General features: G+C 52.3%; 16 protein-coding genes. 11 read left to right on the top strand and 5 right to left on the bottom strand.

What is annotated here, in order from left to right; all coding sequences use genetic code 11:
• From L691_RS0122400 to spoVM, 4 genes are all read left to right on the top strand, one after another.
• The coding region (locus L691_RS0122400) for a PASTA domain-containing protein (RefSeq protein ID WP_025692536.1) at window positions 1-1,299 on the top strand (1,299 nt) is incomplete at its 5' end.
• Between the two features lie 111 nt (window positions 1,300-1,410).
• The gene (gene rsgA, locus L691_RS0122395) at window positions 1,411-2,316 is read left to right on the top strand and encodes a ribosome small subunit-dependent GTPase A (RefSeq protein ID WP_025692535.1); all 906 of its coding nucleotides are present in this window, start codon (window positions 1,411-1,413) and stop codon (window positions 2,314-2,316) included.
• Between the two features lie 3 nt (window positions 2,317-2,319).
• Window positions 2,320-2,979 (top strand): ribulose-phosphate 3-epimerase, encoded by a 660-nt coding sequence (gene rpe, locus L691_RS0122390; RefSeq protein ID WP_025692534.1) that lies wholly within the window; start codon window positions 2,320-2,322, stop codon window positions 2,977-2,979.
• 126 nt (window positions 2,980-3,105) lie between these two features.
• The gene (gene spoVM, locus L691_RS29830; protein WP_036592208.1) at window positions 3,106-3,186 is read left to right on the top strand and encodes a stage V sporulation protein SpoVM; all 81 of its coding nucleotides are present in this window, start codon (window positions 3,106-3,108) and stop codon (window positions 3,184-3,186) included.
• 84 nt (window positions 3,187-3,270) lie between these two features.
• On the opposite strand, the gene rpmB is transcribed toward spoVM, so the two are convergent.
• Window positions 3,271-3,459, bottom strand: a complete 189-nt coding sequence (gene rpmB / locus L691_RS0122380; RefSeq protein WP_025692533.1) for a 50S ribosomal protein L28 — start codon at window positions 3,457-3,459, stop codon at window positions 3,271-3,273.
• A gap of 189 nt (window positions 3,460-3,648) precedes the next feature.
• On the opposite strand from rpmB, the gene L691_RS0122375 reads away from it, so the two are divergent.
• The 4 genes from L691_RS0122375 (at window position 3,649) to L691_RS0122360 (ending at window position 8,737) form a co-directional block, all read left to right on the top strand.
• Window positions 3,649-5,427, top strand: a complete 1,779-nt coding sequence (locus L691_RS0122375; protein ID WP_025692532.1) for a DAK2 domain-containing protein — start codon at window positions 3,649-3,651, stop codon at window positions 5,425-5,427.
• A 31-nt stretch (window positions 5,428-5,458) separates the two neighbouring features.
• Window positions 5,459-6,319 carry a DegV family protein gene (locus tag L691_RS0122370; protein WP_025692531.1) on the top strand — a complete coding sequence of 287 codons (861 nt, stop codon included), beginning with the start codon at window positions 5,459-5,461 and terminating at the stop codon, window positions 6,317-6,319.
• A 13-nt stretch (window positions 6,320-6,332) separates the two neighbouring features.
• Window positions 6,333-8,384 (top strand): ATP-dependent DNA helicase RecG, encoded by a 2,052-nt coding sequence (gene recG / locus L691_RS0122365; protein ID WP_036737751.1) that lies wholly within the window; start codon window positions 6,333-6,335, stop codon window positions 8,382-8,384.
• A gap of 65 nt (window positions 8,385-8,449) precedes the next feature.
• Window positions 8,450-8,737 (top strand): stage VI sporulation protein F, encoded by a 288-nt coding sequence (locus L691_RS0122360; protein ID WP_025692529.1) that lies wholly within the window; start codon window positions 8,450-8,452, stop codon window positions 8,735-8,737.
• Window positions 8,738-8,892: 155 nt separating this feature from the next.
• On the opposite strand, the gene L691_RS0122355 is transcribed toward L691_RS0122360, so the two are convergent.
• From L691_RS0122355 to L691_RS0122345, 3 genes are all read right to left on the bottom strand, one after another.
• Entirely contained in the window at window positions 8,893-10,137 is a 1,245-nt protein-coding gene (locus tag L691_RS0122355) for a cation:proton antiporter (RefSeq protein ID WP_025692528.1), read from the bottom strand.
• 3 nt (window positions 10,138-10,140) lie between these two features.
• Window positions 10,141-10,635, bottom strand: coding sequence for a cation:proton antiporter regulatory subunit (locus L691_RS0122350; protein ID WP_025692527.1), 495 nt, complete (start codon window positions 10,633-10,635; stop codon window positions 10,141-10,143).
• A gap of 62 nt (window positions 10,636-10,697) precedes the next feature.
• Window positions 10,698-11,075 (bottom strand): hypothetical protein, encoded by a 378-nt coding sequence (locus tag L691_RS0122345; protein WP_025692526.1) that lies wholly within the window; start codon window positions 11,073-11,075, stop codon window positions 10,698-10,700.
• Between the two features lie 135 nt (window positions 11,076-11,210).
• Between L691_RS0122345 and L691_RS0122340 the strand changes: the two genes are divergently transcribed.
• Window positions 11,211-11,621, top strand: coding sequence for a DUF2500 domain-containing protein (locus tag L691_RS0122340; protein WP_025692525.1), 411 nt, complete (start codon window positions 11,211-11,213; stop codon window positions 11,619-11,621).
• Window positions 11,622-11,640: 19 nt separating this feature from the next.
• On the opposite strand, the gene L691_RS0122335 is transcribed toward L691_RS0122340, so the two are convergent.
• Window positions 11,641-12,564, bottom strand: a complete 924-nt coding sequence (locus tag L691_RS0122335; RefSeq protein ID WP_025692524.1) for a C40 family peptidase — start codon at window positions 12,562-12,564, stop codon at window positions 11,641-11,643.
• Window positions 12,565-12,890: 326 nt separating this feature from the next.
• On the opposite strand from L691_RS0122335, the gene L691_RS0122330 reads away from it, so the two are divergent.
• Together L691_RS0122330 and L691_RS0122325 are read left to right on the top strand one after the other, a co-directional pair.
• Complete coding sequence (locus tag L691_RS0122330) at window positions 12,891-13,943, top strand: ABC transporter substrate-binding protein (protein WP_025692523.1); 1,053 nt, start codon at window positions 12,891-12,893, stop codon at window positions 13,941-13,943.
• Between the two features lie 62 nt (window positions 13,944-14,005).
• On the top strand, window positions 14,006-14,509 hold a 504-nt coding region (locus tag L691_RS0122325), incomplete at its 3' end, for an ABC transporter permease (RefSeq protein WP_025692522.1).

Below are 14,509 nucleotides of genomic sequence, written 5' to 3'. Positions count from 1 at the left end.
GGCTTGCGCAGCCGCGCCGAGGATAAAATGATCCGCGAGGAAGATCCCCCGTCTGCCAATAAGAAAAAAGATTGGGGAAGGCCCGCGCTGTGGATCGGGCTTACGCTGCTGCTCCTGCTGGCAATGACAGGGGTGGTATGGTATGTAAACGCGAAGCTGGTTGTTCCTGAAGTTAATGTTCCGAAACTGGTCAATCTGTCGCTGGACGATGCCAAAGCCAAGCTGACCGAAGCGGGACTGGTTCTGGAGGAGCCGGTAACGACGGAGTACAACCCTAACTATGCCGAAGGGATCGTCTTCGAGCAGAGCAAGGAGCCGGATACGACGGTAAAAGAAGGAACAACTATCACGCTTAAGGTAAGCATCGCCAAACCGCTCCCGTTAATGCCGGATTTATCCGGGATGACTTATGATGAAGCGGTGAAAGCTCTGATGGCGCAAGGAGTGGAGCAGAGCCGAATTACACAGAACAGCGAGTTCAGCAAAGAAATTGCGGAAGGTGAGGTACTCCGGCAGAATCCGGCAGCAAGCAGCCAATATGATCCGGAAACCGCTGCTATCTCGATCACTGTCAGCAAAGGCCAGGAGAGCATCACGATGCCGGATTTAACGGGCCTCACTGAATCGGAAGCAAAAGCCAAGCTGGAGGAGTTAGGTCTTGTGCTCGGTGATGTGAAGAGGGAATCCAGCTTTTCCATAGAAAAGGGCAAGATAACGAGGCAATGGCCGTATGAAAAAGGCGCACCGGCGCTGCCTGGCGAGAAAATTACCATATACATCAGCGACGGCTATCCGCCTGAAGCGCTGGAATACACATTCAATCTTCCGGTATCTCCGGTGCAGGAAGGGAAGAAGACCAAGATTCGGATCGAATTTGTCGATGCGCGCAACAATGGCGAGAAACAGGATTGGGGAACCCGCACGATCAGCAGAACCCAGGTGCTGTCGGTGAACCTTATCCTCGCTCCAAATAAGGAAGGGGCTGTCATGGTGTACCGGGATGGAGAGTTCTTCGATACGTATTCCGTTTCGTACATGGATGCAAAGAACGGTACGGTGCCAATTCCCGAACCTTCGCCGGTCAATCCGCCATCGCCGTCTCCGGCCGAGACGCCTGCCGAGACCGAACCGTCTGCAGATCCGGTGACCGCACCTGGAACGGATGGCGCTCCGCCGGATACCGGAGGCGAGCCGGGAGTCAATCAGACGGGGGACATTGTGAGTGGTACGCAGATCATATCAGGTGACAGTCAGAACACCGCTTCCGGCAACAAACATAAAGGTAAAGATAAGAAATAATCGCAAAAACCAGTCAAAGACAAGAGCGGCCGCTTAAACAGCCGCTCTTGCAGCAAACGGGGAGACGATTGCCATCGAACCCGCCGAATCAAAGAGAGGAAGGCTTCGTTCATGCCTGAAGGTGTAATCGTTAAGGCTTTAAGCGGTTATTATTATGTGAAACCGCTCCGGGAAGGAAAGATCTCTCCGGAGGATGAAATCGTTCAGTGCAGAGCCCGTGGTATTTTTAAGAAGAGGGGCCAGTCTCCTCTGGTCGGTGACAGGGTCATTTATTCCTTGACCGAGAATGGAGAGGGGACGGTAGATGAACTCCATCCCCGCGATTCCGAACTGATTCGTCCGCCAGTGGCGAATGTTACGCTGGCGGTGCTGTTGTTCTCCGTCCGGGAACCGGACCTGAATCTGCAGCTTCTCGATAAATTTCTGGTGCATATCGAGCATTCCGGATTGGATACGATCATCGTGCTGACCAAACGGGATTTGGCGGAAGAGGACGGGGAGGGTATCGCTCATGTTAAAGAACTGTATGAGCGGATTGGTTATGAAGTGATGGTGACAAGCTCGCGGACGGGCTCGGGCAGCGAGGAACTCCGGAAGCGGCTCGCAGGCGTAATCAGCGTATTCGCCGGACAGTCCGGCGTAGGCAAATCCTCGCTGCTTAACCGGCTGGTTCCCGGTCTTTCTCTGGAGACCAGCGAGATCAGCATGCGGCTGGGGCGGGGACGGCACACGACGCGGCATGTCGAGCTGATGGATATCGGCGATGGGGGCTATGTGGCGGATACGCCCGGCTTCAGCCAGTTGGATTTTTTGGAGCTTGGAGTAGAGGAGCTGTCTTCCTGCTTCCGCGAGTTTGTTCCATTTGCGGCGGAATGTAAATTCCGCGGCTGCAGCCACCTTCACGAACCGGGCTGCCGAGTAATCGAGGCCTGGGAGGCCGGAGAGATTTCGGACAGCCGCTATGAGCACTACAAGCTGTTTTTTAATGAAATGAAAGACAAGAAGCGGAGGTACTGATATATGATTAAAATTGCTCCTTCCATACTATCGGCGGACTTCGCCGCACTCGGCGCCGAAGTGGCCGAGGTTGAAGCCTCCGGTGCGGACTGGATTCATGTGGACGTGATGGATGGCCATTTCGTGCCTAATATTACACTCGGTCCGTCAATCGTCAAGGCGGTATCGGCTCATACCTCCCTGCCGCTCGACGTTCACCTTATGATTGAGAAGCCGGAACGTTACATTGCCGATTTTGCGGCGGCCGGAGCGGCGGTCATTACCGTCCATGCCGAAGCTTGCGTTCACCTGCACCGGGTGATTCATCAGATTAAGGAGTATGGCCTGCTTGCCGGTGTGGCGATCAATCCGGGAACACCCGCCTCCGCCGTCAGAGAGGTACTGGCGGATGTCGATTTGGTCCTGGTCATGACCGTGAACCCCGGCTTCGGCGGACAGGCATTCATCCCTGGAACCGTACATAAAATCCGGGAAATTCGCCAATGGGCGTCAGAGATCGGCCATGATCTGCGTATCGAGGTGGACGGAGGGATTGCCGAAGCGACGGCGGGTGTCGTATCCGAAGCTGGGGCGGATGTATTGGTCGCCGGGAATGCCGTCTTCGGCCAAAGCGACCGGAAGGCGGCCATTTCGGCGATCCGGGCGGTGGCTGAAGCTCGCTAACAGGAGTAAAGGTCCTGGAGGTATAGGCCAAGTTACGGTCGCATAAATATGGTTACATGAGCAGAAATCTCATGTAGCCTTTTTTGTGTCTTAATGAGGGCTGCAGCATTGATCGGAGGGTGAAACATGAAATTTTATACATTTAAGCTGCCGAAGTTTTTGGGAGGGGTTGTGAAGGCGATCTTGAACACATTTCAGAAGAGCTGAGGGCCGTACGGGAAATCATGCAACATGAAAAAAAGCACCTTACTGATGTAAAGGGTGCTTTTTGTTTGAGATTAAGTTTGGAAACTAGACGCGCTCTACTTTACCGGACTTCAGGGCGCGGGTGCTTACGTATACACGCTTCGGTTTGCCGTTCACCAGAATGCGGACCTTTTGAACGTTAACTCCCCAGGAGCGACGGTTACGGTTGTTGGCGTGGGATACGTGGTTGCCGGTGCTCGGCTTCTTACCAGTTACAGCACATTTACGGGACATCATTACACCTCCTTGTTGCGTTCACCTGCATAAAACAATACTTAAATATAATATCACAGTAAAAAATGCCCCGTCAACCGGTTCAAAAACATTTATTTCTGAAGTTGCTTATAGTACAATATAGATTAGTGCATTGTGTCTAGTTTGTGTAAGCTACAAGAGGCATGAAGGCAGGAAGGGGAATTTTCATTGAGTAAGCGTTCTATAAACGGAATAGATTTTACAGCGATGGTACTGGCCGGCGCTGAGAAGCTGCAGCAGCATGCGGAGCACGTGAATTCCCTAAATGTTTTTCCGGTTCCGGATGGGGATACGGGGACCAACATGAATTTGACGATGACCGCAGGAGTGGGTGAATTGCGGAAAAATCATTCCGCTTCCGTTGGACAATGTTCCGGCGTTCTATCCAAAGGTCTGCTGATGGGCGCGCGCGGTAATTCCGGCGTTATCTTGTCCCAACTGTTCCGCGGATTCGGCCGTTATGCTGCGGCATACGAAGAATTGAATTCTCAACAGTTTGCGGCTGCGCTGCAATCAGGTGTGGATGCCGCGTATAAAGCGGTGGTCAAACCGGTGGAAGGGACCATCCTGACTGTCGCCAAGGAAGCTGCCAGACATGCCGTTTTTCTGGCGCGGCGGACAACTGATATTAATGAACTGATGACCGAAGTGCTTGCCAAAGCCAAAGAGGCGCTTGCGGGAACGCCGGATCTTCTACCGGTGCTTAAGCAGGTGGGAGTTGTGGATTCGGGAGGTCAAGGTTTAGTTTATATATATGAGGGTTTTTTAGAATCTTTATTGAATGGGCAGTTCACGGATTCCAGACAAGGACAAGCCGCTCGTGAGCCGGTTCCTGCGGGGCAGGCAGTAATGCTGACCAAGTCGGAGGTAAAATCGGCCTATGTGCCTGCATCGGCGCAGTCGCGGCTGTCGACGGAGGATATCGAGTTCTTATATGACATGGAGTTCTTTATCAACCGCCAGTTGGGAGGACCCCAGGCTGGGGCGTTTGACGAGGCTCAATTCCGGAAAGCGTTATCGGTGAATGGCGATTCCATTATCGTTATTTCTGACGATGACACCATTAAGGTACATGTTCACTCCAAGGCTCCGGGTGAAGTGTTGAATCTCGCGCTTCTCTACGGGGAGATTACCCAAATTCATATTTTGAATATGCGCGAGCAGCACCGCGATTTATTGATAGCCGGGATGGACATCGCCCCGAGTCCTGAAGTATTTGCAGATATTCCCGAAGAAAAAAGTAGCGTAGAGGCACCCGCGGTACCCCCGGCGGATGATTTGGCGCCGTATGGCTTTATCGCGGTTTCCTCCGGCGACGGGATTACTGAAATCTTCAAAAGCTTAGGCATTGATGTAGTGCTGGCAGGCGGCCAAACGATGAATCCGAGTACAGAGGATTTCGTAAACGCCGTTTCGTCAATTTCAGCAAAGCATATCTATATTTTACCGAATAACTCCAATATCGTTCTTGCCGCTGAACAGTCCAAAGAACTTCTGGAAGGCGAACGTGAAATTACGGTTATCGCGAGCAAGAGTATTCCGCAGGGCATTGCCGCTGCGTTCGCTTTCCAGGAGGAAGAGTCGGCAGACAGCAATACCGAAAGAATGTTGGAGGCCATTAACCGGGTGAAATCGGGACAGGTCACCTATGCGGTCAGGGACACCAAATACGAGGAAATGGACATTAAGGCGGGACAGTATATCGGTATTTCCAATTCCAAAATCGTTGCCGCCGCCGAGGATCTGCTGTCTGCCAGCCAGGCGCTGCTGTCCAAGATGCTGGAGAGCGGAGACGAGGTCATTACTATTTTGACAGGGCAAGAAGCCAATCCTCGGGATACGGATGCGTTAGAGGGCTGGCTTTCAGCGAATTACCCCGATGCGGAAATTGAAATTTACGAAGGCGGTCAGCCGCTGTACTATTATTTATTCTCGGTAGAAGCTTAAGCCCAGTAACGATGCGAAGGGGAGGTTTACTATGAATCATACCGTTATCGTCACCGACAGCACATCTGATATCCCTCCGTCTATGGCGGAAGCTTACGGCATCCATGTCGTACCGCTTACCCTCATGTTCGGGGAGGAATCTTACCGCGACGGGATCGATATGACGCCGGAACAGTTCTATGAGCGGCTTCCCCTTTCTCCGCAGCTGCCGACCACGTCACAGCCGTCGCCGGTTGAATATATGGATGTGTATCGAAATATTTTGGAGCAGTATCCGGATAGTCCGATATTATCTTTCCATATTTCTTCCGGACTGAGTGGAACCTACCAATCCGCGCTGCTCGCCAAATCGATGCTGGAGGAAGAAGGCGGCCGGATCACCGTATACGATTCCTTATCCGCTTCCTACGGATTCGGATTGCTGGTGGTTCATGCGGCCCGTTTGGCTGCCGAAGGAAATGGCCCGGAGGAAATCCTGGAGTCGGTCGAACGGCTTCGCCGCTCGCGCAAGCTTTATTTTCTGGTGGATACGCTGGAATACTTGCAAAAGGGTGGAAGGATTGGTAAAGCTTCGGCTTTCCTTGGCACACTGCTCAATATTAAGCCGATTCTGTCAATCGACGACGAAGGCTTTATCTATGCGGTAGAAAAAGTCAGAGGACGAAAAAAAGCGGTGGCCCGTATGATCGAGCTGTTCAAGAAAGATCTTCAGGGCACGGGTAAAATCAATGTGGCTGTTGGACACACCGCTCAGCCAGCTGCTGGTGAAGAATTTCTGGAGGAGCTCTCCGCGCATTTTACACTGGAGGAAAAAGTGCTGACTAACGTAGGGCCTGTTGTCGGTAGTCATGTCGGCAACGGCACACTTGCCGTATTTGTATGGCCCGCGTAGATGAGGGATGAATATGATTCTGTCTTTGGATACAACCTTGGTTAAACAAATAAGTGGCGTGAGCGCTCAAAAGCAGGCTGAGCTTCACGCCTTTGGCATATTTTCGGTGAAAGATTTGCTGGAGTATTATCCTTTCCGCTATGAGGACTACCGGCCGAAATCGCTCAGCGAGGTGAAGCACGGGGATAAAGTAACGGTCGAGGCCAAAGTTATGGGCGTCCCGGTGCTTCAGCGGTTTGGCGGGAAGTCGCGTCTTAGCTGCAAAATGATGACGGGATCGTGGATGTTTACGGCTACCTGGTTCAACCGGCACTATGTGCGTGAGCAGCTGACGGCGGGCCGCCAAATTGTCATCAGCGGAAAATGGGATCAGAAGCGGTCGCAAATTACAGTCGCCGATTATGAATTTCCGGATCGCGGGGAAGGAAAGACCGGAACGCTGCAGCCTGTGTACTCGGTCGGCGGCAAAATTACGCAAGGCTGGCTCCGCAAGACAATTGCCCAGGCGCTGCTGCAATTTGGGGATATGATTCCTGAAATTTTGCCGCAGCCCATTATGCAAAAATACGATTTTATGCCGCGTAAACGGGCGATCGCCACGATCCATCAGCCCGAGGATTCACAGGAAGGTCAGCAGGGCCGCAGAAGGATGGTATATGAGGAACTGTTTCTGTTCCAACTGAAGGTTCAGGCTTTCCGTACGCTCAATCGGGGCAGGATGGACGGTATGGTGCATACCGTGGACAATGCCACGGTTCGCCAGTTCGTACGCAGTCTTCCGTTCGAGCTGACCAATGCCCAAAAGGCGGCGGAGCTTGAGATTTTGCAGGATATGCGTTCTCCTTACTGCATGAATCGGCTTCTTCAAGGCGATGTAGGTTCCGGTAAAACGGCGCTCGCGGCAATCGCGCTGTTCGCGACGGTCCGTTCGGGCTTTCAGGGTGCGCTCATGGTGCCGACAGAGATATTGGCCGAACAGCACAGCAGATCGCTTCAGGCGATGTTCGAGCCGTTCGGCATTTCCGTAGCGCTGCTGACCGGAAGCGTGAACGGCCGCAAGCGCAAGGATCTGCTCGCCTCGCTGCAAATGGGCCTCGTCGATGTGGTCGTCGGAACGCATGCTTTGATTCAGGAGGACGTGTTCTTTAGGGAACTCGGTCTCGTTGTAACGGATGAGCAGCACCGGTTCGGAGTGAATCAGCGCAGTATTTTGCGGCGTAAAGGCTACAATCCGGATGTGCTTACGATGACGGCGACCCCAATCCCGCGGACTTTGGCGATAACCGTCTTCGGGGATATGGATGTCTCTACCTTGTCCGAGCGTCCGAAAGGGCGTATTCCGATCTCTACCTATTGGGTGAAACCGGACATGATGGAGAGGGTGCTGAATTTGGTCCGCCGCGAGGTGGGGCAAGGGCGTCAAGCATACATCATCTGTCCGCTGATCGAGGAATCAGACAAGCTGGATGTGCAGAACGCGATTGATTTGCATATTCAGCTGTCCCAGGCTTTTCCTGATTACCGGGTGGGCCTGCTGCATGGCCGGATGACGCCCGGCGAGAAGGACGAGGTCATGCGCGCTTTCTACGATAATGAAGTACAGGTCCTCGTATCGACGACTGTCGTCGAGGTTGGCGTGGATGTGCCGAATGCGACCCTGATGATTATCATGGACGCCGACCGGTTCGGCCTGTCCCAGCTCCATCAGCTTCGCGGACGCGTCGGGCGGGGGGAGCATGCTTCCTACTGCGTGCTGGTGGCCGATCCGAAATCGGAGGTCGGACGCGAGCGCATGGCGGCGATGACCGAAACGGACGACGGTTTTGAAGTCTCGCGGCGCGATCTCGAGCTGCGGGGGCCGGGCGATTTCTTCGGCACGAAGCAGAGCGGTCTGCCGGAGTTTCACCTCGCGGACATTGCGGCTGATTTTGCCGTTCTTGAGCAGGCGCGCGGCGATGCCGCCGAATTGCTTCAGGATGGCAGCTTCTGGACATCCGCCGAGTTTGCGCCGCTGCGAAGCTATCTCCAGAAAGAACAAATTTTTCAAGGCGATCTGATCGATTGAGGCACATGAAGACACGTCCCGTCATATACTGAGAAAGATTGGATATGACGGGAGGTGCGTCAAGCTTGAGTTATCAGCAATATGGAATCAGCCCGCAGCTGGTGGAGCGGATCAAGACGAAGATGAAAAATCCGGCGGCCAAGGAACGGGTCAAGAATTTGATTAACGGCGTCAGCAAGCAGCAGCTTCAAGACCCTGGCGTGGTGCGCAGACTGGTGCGGAATGCTTCGGCTATCCTGGGGGAAAGACTCACTTCTGATCAGGAGGACAGTATAGTCAGATTCGTCATTGCCCAAAAAATCGACCCGAATAGTACCTTCCACTTGATTCGCTTATGGGGGATGTTCCGTTAGCCGTGTTCAGCAGTCCGGTGGCTGCAATGGCAGATTTCCCGCAAAGCGGACATAAAAAGCGTTCCGGCCTCGCAGCCGGAACGCTTTTTTTATGTCCACATTTGCCAAAATCCGATTCAAACTTGTAAAAATAAGGCGGATCAATGCTCCAAAAACTATTGTTCCTCAGAGGCAGGGGTGCGCTTCTGGGCCATTCGCTTAACGTGCCTGCTCTCAAATTTAAAAAGTTTATCCAGCATCCTGTAAATCCATTTGGATTCTTTGGTCAGCAGCGGACCGAGAATCGCCAGGATCAGCACATACATGGCTGCGAACGGCTGCAAAATGGCGAGCAGACCGCCCGCTTTGCCAAGATTGGCCATAATGATGGAGAATTCGCCGCGCGATACGATGGTGAGGCCGATATTAGATGAAGCACGCGGGCTCAAGCCGGCGCTGCGCCCGGCAAGTAAGCCGGCAATGAAATTCCCCAGCAGCGTAACGACTACAGCAGCCAGCGAATACCATAGGGCTTCTCCGCCGAGCGTGCGCGGGTCGATTGTGAGACCAAAGCTGAAGAAGAAGATGGCTCCGAAAAAATCGCGGAACGGAATAATCAGCTTCTCAATCCGCTTGACATGCTCTGTCTCAGCAAGAACTAAGCCGACCAGCAGCGCTCCGATCGCCTCCGCGACATGAATCGTCTCGGAAAAGCCCGCCACCAGGAACAGAATGGCGAATATGACGAGAGCGAATAGTTCGCCGGAGCGGATATTAAGCGCCTTATTAATTACGGGGACCAGCTTTCGGCCAATGATAAGGAGGCCCAGCATATAGGCCAGCGCAATCAGGGCCGACAGCAGCACTCCGCCAAGGGAGGAGGAGCCGCTGAGCACCAGGCCGGAAAGAATGGAGATGTAGACCGCCAGAAACACGTCCTCGAACATGATAATGCCCAGAATCATTTCCGTTTCCGAGTTAGCGGTCCGCTTCAGGTCTACCAGAACCTTAGCCACGATTGCACTGGAGGAAATGGTCGTAATCCCTGCTACCACCAGAATTTCCTCGAGCGGGAAACCCAGTCCCCAGCCCAGCACCAGACCGAGGGAGAAGTTAATCAGAATATAGATTGTTCCGCCCATGGCAATCGATTTTCCTGCTTTGACCAGCCTGCCCACGGAAAATTCCAGCCCGAGATAGAACAACAGGAACAGAACGCCAATCCTGCCCATAAATTCAATCAGAGCGGCGCTTTCGATAAACCGGAAGTCCAGGTGCCAAATTTGAAAAGCATGCGGTCCGACCGCCATACCGACCAGAATATAAAACGGAATGACGGAGAAGCTGAATTTCGCGGCGAGCAATCCAGACAGCGCCACAAGCGCTATCGCCAGTCCGACTTCAAATACGATATGGTTCATCGATCAACCACATCCATTCCGCAAAATATGCCTAAATTGTTTATGCTGTTCTCTCTCTCCCGCGGCAACAATGAGGCAGTCCGCCGGCAGTCTAAGTTCGGGGCCGGGACTGATATGTTTGGTGTGATTTTTTTCGATGACCGCTATTATAGTCACACCGGAACGGGCGCGGATATCAAGCTCGCCGATCGTACGGCCCACACAACTAAACCCCGGCTCCAGACGGTACCACTCAATAATCAGATCGTCCAGCGCAACCTCAATGGATTCAAGCGACCTTGGCTTGTATGTGACGCCTCCGATGATAGCCGAAATATACCTGGCTTCGTCGTCGTCCAGTGTAACCATGGAAATACTTTGATCCGGATCGTCATATTCAAAATGATACAGCTCCCGCCGTCCGTCATCATGTACAATAATAGCGAGCTTATCGCCGCTGCGGGTCTGCAGCACAAATTTTCTCCCGATTCCGGGCAAATCGCATTCTCTAAAGTTCATAATAAATCCAGCCTCCAATAACTCGGATGTATTCGTAAGTTTACTAATTCGTCACAATGTATTCAGCTGCCGAATGTGATAACCACATAATTTGAGGTGAATTTAAGCGGATACAGAAGCAAGCGTTTCAACAGATTATAGATACGCGGATAAAATAACGCGAAAAGCAGAGGTAAAAGATAAAGCTCCAGCGAGGCGAGAGCGGTTTGTTCGTAGGAAAGACGGGATAAGGCGAAGGGAACATGCTGCTGAGGATGCAGGCGTGCGGGTGATACTGCAAAATGGCGCTCCTGCTGTTCGATGCCCTTTGTCCCTTTCTCTTCAGCTGTCTGACTGCTCCAATCCACGAAGACAGATGCGGGCAGGGCGCATGCAAGGATGATGGCGAATGCAAGCCGAATTAGCCTGGTTCGCGTTCTTAGATCTATATATTGAGTCAAAAGGGGACCTCCTTAGCCGATCTAGTATATAATGATAACATAGCGGCTTCTCAGATCCAAATAAACGAGGCGGGGCGCAACCCTTGCCGTGCATTTCGCGTACATAATGTAAATAATTGGGCAGGGGGAATGAATATGAGCGAATGGACCGGGGCAGCTGCGTTTGAGCAGCCTAGCGCTTTTGATCTCTTTTGGCATAATATGCCGGTATTCTTCAAAATCTTTTTCTTGGTATTTTTCTCTATAATTATTTATGCCATCTTCAAAGGAATTAAACAGTGGATGGCTAACAATGCAAGCGAACTGCTTACGGTTTCCTGTACGGTCGTTGCCAAACGCTTCCGGGTGAGTGGAGGTTCGGGAGACTCAAGCTCAAGCACAGCTTATTATGTAACCTTTGAAATCCTGAACGGTGACAGGGTTGAACTTAAAGTGCCAGGCCGGTTGTACGGATTGATTGTTGAAGGCGACCGGGGAGACCTAACCTATCAAGGGACGAGATTCAAAGGGTTCGAGCGGGCACCCGGACGGGACGTGATGAGATAAGCGGGCTGGCAGGCACGTCCTAAAGGACGCGCCGCATATGCAAAATGACGTTGCTCCAATACCCGCTGTCCAGCTTGCTGATCTGAACTCCGGGATCGCCCCAGGTGTGTATAAATTCTCCGTTCCCGATATAAATGCCGACGTGGCCGGGAATCGTATCTTTCTCGAACCTGCCGGGTACGGTAAAGAAAATCATATCCCCAGGCTCAAGCTGCTGTCGGCTGATGGATGTCCCGACATTATCCTGATCCCTGGCCAGACGCGGCAAATCGACACCAAACTTCTTGAAGACATGGCGGGTAAAAGAAGAACAGTCGAATGTCTTGGATTCCTCGTAAGGAGCCGCTCCGAACTCATAAGGAACGCCCAGATATTTCTTGGCGTAGGAGATTAACTCGCTGGCTTGTGACGAGGATAGGCTCTGAATGCGGAATGGTTTGTCTGATTTACCCGCTGTGCGCTGTCCTTCCGTGCTTTGCTCTTTCGGGGGGACGATGGAAATCTCACCGCTTCCCGGATTCCAACTGACTTTCGTATTAAACAATTTTGAGAGCGCCTCAGTCGTCATGTAAATTTTATCATTCTGCCGTTTCGGCGCATCCGGGAGAGTACAGCCTTTACCCAGCGAGAAGGCGCTTGCCGAACCCGGGCGCACTCTGTACATTACATCGCTGTATCCAATTTTGGCATAACCGCCGCCGCCGGGTTCTTCCTCAATACGGTAGCCAAGCGAATTGGCCGCTGCCTCTAGAGGGACCCATGTTTTGCCGGATGGATCAGTTACTGGAAGATTTTCGATATAACTTCTTGAATGAACCGAAGGCTTTACCGCTTTTGTGCGGAGCTGTCCGTCATTTCTAACGTTACCACAGGCTGATGCGGCCAGAACGGCTGCAGACAGTGCGGAGGTCAAGAACACTATTTTTTTTCGATTCCCGAACATCTCTCACGCTCCATTTTTCAAAATTGTAAACTCAGTATGCTCCGCTGCCCTCTTTTTATGTGATAGGGTTTCAGGAAATGGCTGTCAGGAATAATCAGAATGAATTCCCTCTGAACTGAGGAGCATGCGGGTACCCGGGATTGGCGGGGGTGTTATTTCGGATTGACGGAAATTGAACCTACATATAATATGGTTTCATAGATAGCTGGTACGGTCGCGGTTTGCGGCCCGCTGACACTTTATTGCTTTTATCTGTAAAAGCGGCGGGCTGGGCGTACGATTCGATGCAAGCGCTGATATAATAAATATGGAAGAGGGGTATCTACATGAAGAGGAAGAAAATTTGGCTGGGGCTCAGTTTATGCGTAATGCTCGTAGCGGCAGGCTGCGGTAACAATAATAATGCGGCGAATACCAGCGCTGCGGCCTCCCAGGGCAGCACCGAGCAGAGCACCGATGCCAAAACTTACAAGATCGCCGTATCGCAGTATGTTGAGCATCCGTCGCTGGACGCGACGTACGACGGCATTATAGCCGCACTTAAGGATGCGGGGATCGTCGAAGGAAAGAACCTTACCGTTGACTTTGAGAACGCTCAGGCGGATGCAGCCAACAATTTGTCCGTCGCCCAGAAAATTGCCAGCGAAGACAATGACCTGACCATCGGAATTGCAACGCCGTCCGCTCAAGCGCTTGTGCAGGCGGTCAAGAACGATACGCCGGTATTGTTTGCAGCCGTAACGGACCCGCTTGATGCCAAAGTTGTAACGAATCTTGAACATCCGGGAGGAAATGTATCAGGGGCGTCGGATACGAACCCTGAGGCGATTATCAGACTGATGGATTTCATCGCCGCGCAATTTCCAAATGTGAAGAAGCTAGGGCTGATTATCAATGAAGGCGAACCGAATGCCGTTACAATGGCGGACAAAGCCAAGGCTGCACTAGATAAGCATGGGATCGAGCTGGTTAAAGCTCCGGTGGCCAATACTTCTGAAGTCAAACAAGCCGCCGAATCCTTGGTTGGACGGGTGGACGCGCTCTACATTACACTGGATAACTCAGTTGTAAGCGGGGTTGATTCCATCATCCAGGTAGCCAATAAAAATAAGCTTCCGTTCTTCTCAAGCGACCGTGACACTGTCGAGAGAGGCGCTTTTGCCACAGTCGGCTTTAAATACTTCGACCACGGATACCAAGTTGGACAAATGGCAGTTGAAGTGCTCAAGAACGGCAAGAAAATCGGTGATCTTCCTGTGACGGTGCAGCAGAAGCTGGATGTTATCCTTAATCTGAAGGCCGCAGCCGCTCAAGGCATTGAAGTAACCGACGCCATGAAGAAAGAAGTAGTTGACCAGACCAACGATATCATTCAATAAAAAGATGTGAACCGGGGCGTTTTCTTACAGGCGCCCCTTGCCGTTTGAAGGAGGAAGTCATCATGTGGAATTCAATGCTTGGAGCGGTAGAGCAGGGGCTGATTTATGCTTTAATGGCTTTAGGCGTATATATTACGTTTAGGATCTTAGATTTTCCGGATCTGACGGTTGATGGCAGCTTTGCCACTGGCGGCGCTATTGCCGCCGTCATGATCACCCATGGCTATTCGCCGTGGCTGGCTACGCTCGGGGCGCTCGCGGGTGGTATTCTAGCCGGACTGTGCACTGGCCTGCTGCATACTAAAGGGAAGATCAATGGACTGCTGTCGGGGATCCTGATGATGATCGCGCTCTATTCGATTAATTTGCGGATCTTGGGCAAGCCCAATGTGTCGGTGATGGGCGAGACCACGCTGATTTCCCTGATGAATCCGCTGTATGTCATGCCGTTCGTCGTTATCGCCGTGAAGCTGCTGATGGATGTGTTCCTGCGCACCGACCTGGGCCTTGCCCTGCGGGCGACGGGAGACAATTCGCGGATGATTCGCAGCTTCGGTGTGAATACG

The sequence above is a fragment of the Paenibacillus zanthoxyli JH29 genome, from assembly GCF_000520715.1.
Taxonomy (GTDB): domain Bacteria; phylum Bacillota; class Bacilli; order Paenibacillales; family Paenibacillaceae; genus Paenibacillus_AQ; species Paenibacillus_AQ zanthoxyli.
This window is presented reverse-complemented; position numbering and strand designations above follow the sequence as displayed.

Excerpts from the sequence above, each read along its gene's own strand:
- rsgA (WP_025692535.1), top strand. The coding sequence starts at position 1,411 with ATGCCTGAAGGTGTAATCGTTAAGGCTTTAAGCGGTTATTATTATGTG.
- rpe (WP_025692534.1), top strand. The coding sequence starts at position 2,320 with ATGATTAAAATTGCTCCTTCCATACTATCGGCGGACTTCGCCGCACTC.
- spoVM (WP_036592208.1), top strand. The coding sequence starts at position 3,106 with ATGAAATTTTATACATTTAAGCTGCCGAAGTTTTTGGGAGGGGTTGTG.
- rpmB (WP_025692533.1), bottom strand. The coding sequence starts at position 3,459 with ATGTCCCGTAAATGTGCTGTAACTGGTAAGAAGCCGAGCACCGGCAAC.
- L691_RS0122370 (WP_025692531.1), top strand. The coding sequence starts at position 5,459 with ATGAATCATACCGTTATCGTCACCGACAGCACATCTGATATCCCTCCG.
- recG (WP_036737751.1), top strand. The coding sequence starts at position 6,333 with ATGATTCTGTCTTTGGATACAACCTTGGTTAAACAAATAAGTGGCGTG.
- L691_RS0122355 (WP_025692528.1), bottom strand. The coding sequence starts at position 10,137 with ATGAACCATATCGTATTTGAAGTCGGACTGGCGATAGCGCTTGTGGCG.
- L691_RS0122350 (WP_025692527.1), bottom strand. The coding sequence starts at position 10,635 with ATGAACTTTAGAGAATGCGATTTGCCCGGAATCGGGAGAAAATTTGTG.
- L691_RS0122340 (WP_025692525.1), top strand. The coding sequence starts at position 11,211 with ATGAGCGAATGGACCGGGGCAGCTGCGTTTGAGCAGCCTAGCGCTTTT.
- L691_RS0122335 (WP_025692524.1), bottom strand. The coding sequence starts at position 12,564 with ATGTTCGGGAATCGAAAAAAAATAGTGTTCTTGACCTCCGCACTGTCT.
- L691_RS0122330 (WP_025692523.1), top strand. The coding sequence starts at position 12,891 with ATGAAGAGGAAGAAAATTTGGCTGGGGCTCAGTTTATGCGTAATGCTC.